Origin of the sequence: Arthrobacter sp. CAL618, assembly GCF_000468215.1 — a bacterium.
Taxonomy (GTDB): Bacteria; Actinomycetota; Actinomycetes; order Actinomycetales; family Micrococcaceae; genus Arthrobacter_D.
In genome coordinates this window covers 1-5370 of record NZ_ASZW01000128.1, presented here as the reverse complement: position 1 = coordinate 5370, position 5370 = coordinate 1, and the positions used below count along the sequence as shown (strand labels likewise).

Annotated in this window: 4 protein-coding genes; 1 reads left to right on the top strand and 3 read right to left on the bottom strand. The window is 65.5% G+C overall.

Annotated features, from left to right (window positions below; translation table 11 throughout):
• Positions 1–223: 223 nt before the first annotated feature.
• The 3 genes from K728_RS0107850 to K728_RS20895 all read right to left on the bottom strand — a co-directional run bounded on the left by K728_RS0107850 (position 224) and on the right by K728_RS20895 (position 4293).
• Positions 224–2392, bottom strand: a complete 2169-nt coding sequence (locus tag K728_RS0107850) for a PhoX family protein (RefSeq protein ID WP_019481825.1) — start codon at positions 2390–2392, stop codon at positions 224–226.
• Positions 2393–2574: 182 nt separating this feature from the next.
• Positions 2575–3567: an o-succinylbenzoate synthase gene (locus K728_RS0107845; protein ID WP_019481826.1), complete on the bottom strand. Its 993-nt coding sequence runs from the start codon at positions 3565–3567 to the stop codon at positions 2575–2577.
• A 69-nt stretch (positions 3568–3636) separates the two neighbouring features.
• Positions 3637–4293, bottom strand: a complete 657-nt coding sequence (locus K728_RS20895; protein WP_026040952.1) for a hypothetical protein — start codon at positions 4291–4293, stop codon at positions 3637–3639.
• Between the two features lie 94 nt (positions 4294–4387).
• Here K728_RS20895 and K728_RS0107835 point away from each other — a divergent pair, with 94 nt between their 5' ends.
• Positions 4388–5299: a phosphatase PAP2 family protein gene (locus tag K728_RS0107835; RefSeq protein ID WP_024476346.1), complete on the top strand. Its 912-nt coding sequence runs from the start codon at positions 4388–4390 to the stop codon at positions 5297–5299.
• Positions 5300–5370 lie beyond the last annotated feature (71 nt).

Sequence of the window (5370 nt, the reverse complement as noted above, 5' to 3'; positions counted from 1 at the left end):
GCAACGGCTAGCCGGGCGGCGTCGACGGAGTTCAGCTGCTCATTCACGCTTCAATCCTCACACATCGGGTTCCGCGCTCGTCCCCCACCCGGAACGCGCTCCCCCGCCCAGAACGCGCTCCCCCACCCGGATCGAGTCAACACATCTGACAGGATTCCGGCGCCAAACCGGCTATCTGTGCTGACTCGATGGGAAGGGCGGGGGGTCCCGGCGGAAAGTGGGGCTAACGGTTGCCTGTTGCCTTCGCTTCCCTGCCGCCGCGATCGTCGTCACTGTGCAGCCTGCCCGCACCGCGGCCACGACCGGGACGTTTGTCTTTACCCGGAAGGACCTGTATCACCGAGGGGCGTGGCACCGCTGCGTCGCCGCTGCGCGGTTTACTGCCATCAGCAACATAGTCGGGAAACAGGGAGGTCTGGTTTCCCCAGACGCCGTTCTCCCCCGGGTGCTGGACTGCAACGAAAACGTGGCGGTCCTTGTCCCTGATGATCGGCCCACACGTCTCGCCGTCCCGTGGTACGGCGAGGAATTGTTCCACCTTGCCGCGTTCCTCCCCGTCGAGGGTGACCTGAAACAAGCCATCGCAGTACCCGATGGTGCCCGGCTGCCCGTCAGTGGAGATCCACAGATTGCCGACCGAGTCGAACGCCAGGTTGTCCGGGCATGAAATCGGCGAGACTTTCTGCGCTGGAAATCCGCTGAAGTACACGGTGGGGTCATTGGCCGGGTCACCGCAGACCATCAACAGGTTCCAGGTGAACCGAGCAGAGGTCTGGTCTCCGCCGTTCTCGGTGATCTCAACGACATGTCCCGACCGGTTAGCGGTTCGCGGGTTCGCCTCGTCAGCAGGCGAGTTGGCGCCGACACCGCGGTTGGTGTTGTTGGTGCAGGCCACGTAAACCTTGCCGGTGCTGGGGTTCGGCTCCACGTCTTCGGCCCGGTCCATTTTGGTGGGACCCACCTTGTCGGCGGCCAGCCGGGTATAGACCGCTACCTCAGCAGCGCTCATTCCCGGCACTGCCGACTTGTTGTTGACGATCAGTGGCAACCACTCGCCGACGCCGTCGAACTCCCCGTCGGTGGGCAGATCGCCGGACCCATCAATTTCGGGGGCCGAGTTGCCCTGGAACCGCGCCACGTAGAGCGACCCCTCGGAGAGGAGCGTCATGTTCTTCCGCCGAGCTGCGGGAGTGCCGGCGGTGTCCATCCGGTTCAGGGAGACGAACTTGTAGAGGTAATCGAACCGCTCGTCGTCACCGGAATAAGCCACCACCCTGCCGTCGCCAGCCACGATCACGTTGGCGCCCTCATGCTTGAAGCGGCCAAGCATCGAGTGCTTCTTCGGCGTCGAGGTCCGGTCGAAGGGGTCCACCTCGACGATGTAACCGAAACGGTTCGCTTCGTTCTGGTATCCCTTGTTCCGGGTATCCAGCCGAGGTTCGTCGACCTCCCAGCCACGGGCCGTCGGAGACGCGGTGAGCCCGTATCTACGGTCCGAGGCACTGGTTCCCGGGCTGACGAAGTAGCCGTTGAAGTTTTCCTCCCCTGACAGGATAGTTCCCCAGGGAGTGGTTCCGCCGGCGCAGTTGCCGAGGGTTCCGAGAATGGTTCGGCCCGCGGGATCATCAATGGTTTTGACCAAATCGGATCCGGCGGCGGGACCCGTCAACTCGTAGGGGGTGTCGAGCAGGAAGCGACGGTTCAACGGTGCGCCCTGAACATACTTCCAGGCCTTCGAAGCGTTTTGACGCTCCAGTTCCACCACTGTCAGACCGTGCGCTGCGCGGCCGATACCCCGCACCTCCGCGGCCGGCAGACTGGGTGGCACCATGATGGGTTCGTTGGTGTACTCGTGATTGACGAACATCACGGCCCGTTTGCCCTTGCTTCCCGGCAGATCCAGAATGTCCGTGTAATCGCAGTTGTAGCCAAACTGCAGTTGCTGTGCGGCCTCGGACTGGTTAAAGACGTCGAACACCGGCGACTCGCGGAACAGGGGATCGCCCCAGCGGATAATCGGTTGCCAGGTGAAGCCCTTCGGCACCGTGAAATCATCTACCAGAGCATCTACCGGACGGATCGGGGCGAACTTCAGGTTGCTCCGGGGCCCCCGCTTTTGGAGGGCGACGGCGGGCGCCAGCTGGGGATCTGTCGGCACCCGGGTGCCTGTCTGTCCACCAACGATGAGGGCCAGCGCCCCGACGGCACCGACGCCAAGCACGTTCCGGCGGGAGTACTCAGAGGAGACGACATCCCTGAAATAGCTGTTGTCGGACGTGTTGCAGACTGCCGAAGCGCACGCATTGTCACACTTCAACGCGCACGTCACCGCGCTGCGCTTTCCATTCGTGTGGCCAAGCATGGGCAAAAAGCGCTTCTTCGTGTCACTCATGTGGTGCCTTCCAGCAGTGGAGCGGGGTGAGCAGCTTCCACACTGACAAGGCCGGGCTAACACTGCGGGCAGTCCAGGTGACAGGAAGGTGAACTTCCGCCTCCGTTCAGCCATTCCGCAGGACTTTTGCCGGTTTCGGCCCCCCGCCACCCCGGATCCAAGAGGCGGAGGGGGTGGGAGATCTAGGCGGAGCCGAGCAGTGCCCGGGTGCGTTCGAGCCGGTCGAGCCACCAGGCGGTCCGTTCAGGATCTGCCGCATAGCGCTCCAGCAGGTCATCGGAGACCTGGACCTTGCCCACCGCCAGCCAGCCGCCGTCGGGCACCAGCGACCGTTCGGTGACGTCGCCGCGCATGAGAGAGACGGTGCCCAGTCCGCAGGCGTACGGCAGCTCCGGCAGCGCGGCCGCGAGCGCCACCCCGGCGCTGATTCCCACCGAGGTATCCAGGGCGGAGCTGACGACGGCGGGAAGCCCGGCCTGCGCAACGATGTCCAGGGCCCGCCGGACCCCGCCAAGTGGCGCAGCCTTGATGACCAGCAGATCGGCAGCATCTTCGCGTGCCACGCGCAACGGGTCGGATTCTTTCCGGACGGACTCGTCGGCTGCGATGAGGACGGGGATCTCCCGACGGCGTAACTCGAGCCGGACGGCGCGGAGCCGGTCAATGGTCATCGCCGGTTGCTCCGCATACTCAAGGCCGTGCTCGGCCAGCACCGTGAGGGCGATCACCGCCTCAGCAACAGTCCAGCCGCCGTTGGCGTCAACGCGCAGCCCTGCAGCCGGTAGCAGCCGCCGCACCTCGGCGACGCGGGCCAGGTCGTCGGCAAGGGTCTGGCCCCGTTCGGCGACCTTCACTTTGACCGCGGTAACCGGACCGAACCGGGCAAGCACCGATTCGACCTCACTGGCTGGGACAGCCGGGACCGTCGCGTTGACTGCAACCTTCCCGCGAACAGCAGCGGGGAAGCCCTCCCAGCTGGCCTCGATGGCTCCCCGTAGCCACGGCGCGGCCTCGGCGTCGTCGTATTCAGGGAACGGGCAGAACTCGCCCCAGCCGGCCGGCCCTTGCACCAGCAGCGCCTCACGGTGCTGGACCCCGCGGAAGGTCACCCGCATGGGAATCGAGACCACACGGGCGACTGCGAGAAGCTCGGCGGTTGAGGGAAGTGTACTCACGGGTTCAGGCTACGCGACCGGGTTCAGGCAGCGCGACGGTGCTCCTCACCGAACCCAGGACGTCGTCGCTCAGGGCACCGGCCGGAGTGCCGACTGGACGATCACCGTGTCCGGCCCGAACTCGCGATCGTAGCGTTCCTGGCGGGTACCGTCGTCATAGTCGACTGCGACAACCAGATAACCGTTCGTTATCGACGAGTAGATCACCGGGTCGCCCGACGCCCGGATGTCGAGCTCGATCCCTTCAAGGGTGGCCTCGTCATTGGATCCGGGGTTCGCTGGGTCCAGTCGCGGATCGAAGTCGGCCATCGGGTCGTACAGCGAGAGCGGGATGGGTTCCTGGGTCCGGGTGAAGGCTTTGCCGTCCCAGGTTCCCTGGACGGCGTAAGTGCCCCACGTCACCCCGGAGGCGGTTTCGAACTGCTCAACGGCGTCCCAGTCCCAGTTGAGCAGGTCCACGGGGCCACCACAGTGGGGCGGATAGGACTCCCCAACCGCGCCAAGGCAAAGCTGGGGAAGACCATCGCCCTGCTGCCAGACGGTCGTTTGGGCCAGCACCTCCCCTGTCGCCGCGATGCCGCTGGACGGGGATGGATCAGGCACCACTGGATCGGCGGGGCTCGAACCGGTAGGCGCCGACGTCGGAACCCCGACCGCACCGCACGCAGACATTGCCACCGCGATCGCGGCGAGCGATGCCGCCAGAGGCCCAGTATGCCAACCCATGTTCTCATTGTGCGTAGCCGGGCCGGCATCACGGCCTGCCGGAAGATCACGATTGGATTGCAGAAGTGCAGCGCCGGTATGGAAGTCTTGCAGGGTGAGCCCACAAAAATCCGCGAACCCGACGGGGAGGAAACTTCCCGCCGCCCGGAACCCATCACTGTTCCTGATGGGTTCGCTGGTGTGTGCCGTGGCGCTGGGCTGGACCTATTGGGCGTTCGTGCGGACCAGCACCGGCCAGTTCGCGGACGAATCGGCCTGGCGTGAGGCTGGTTTCGCGGCCCCCGACTCGCAGCAACCCTTCCTCCAGTTTCTGGACAGCCTGCCGGCGCTGTCGGTGCTGTTCGCTGCGGCGGTCATCCTGTTCGTGACGCTACGCAGGCAGCGGTGGTCGGCAGCGGTGATCGCCCTGGGAACCATTGCCGGGGCCAACCTCACCACCCAGGTCCTGAAGAACCTGTTGTTCGATCGCCCCGACCGGGGCGTGCCGACGCTCGACTTCAACTCGCTGCCGTCCGGCCACACCACTCTCGCCGCGTCAGCTGCTGCAGCGATTTTCCTGGTGGTCACTCCGAGGTGGAGACCGTTGGCTGCCGCAGCCGGTGGCACCTATTCGGTGGCGGCCGGGGCCACCACCTTCCTCAACCTGTGGCATCGTCCCGCAGACGTCATCGCGGCCTTCCTGGTGGTGGGTGCGTGGACCCTGCTGGGCGGTCTGCTGATCATGCGGTTCGGCAACGCCTGGAATGTGTGGTCCGGCTACGGCGAGCATTGGGCGGCCTCACGGTTGTGGCTCACCTTCTGCTGGGCTGCGGGAGTGGCAGGGCTCGCACTCGGTGTCATCCTGTACCTGTACGTCCAGCTCATCGGACCCGCGCCCGTCCCCGGGACAGCACGCATTCCCCTGTTCTTCTGGTCCGGGCTGTCAATGATCGTTGGGGTGGGGTTCACCCTCAGCGCTGCTGCCAGCTGTCTGTTCAGCCATCAGGCACGGCGCCGCGTGGGCTAGCTCCGGGCGAGCGACGTCGGCCGGTGCGGGGGCACCCAGAACCACAAGACTGCCGCGGCAAGGAGGCCCAG

What these genes read in the sequence shown, in the direction of transcription:
- K728_RS20895 (WP_026040952.1), bottom strand. Translation starts at nt 4,293, where the DNA reads ATGGGTTGGCATACTGGGCCTCTGGCGGCATCGCTCGCCGCGATCGCG.
- K728_RS0107850 (WP_019481825.1), bottom strand. Translation starts at nt 2,392, where the DNA reads ATGAGTGACACGAAGAAGCGCTTTTTGCCCATGCTTGGCCACACGAAT.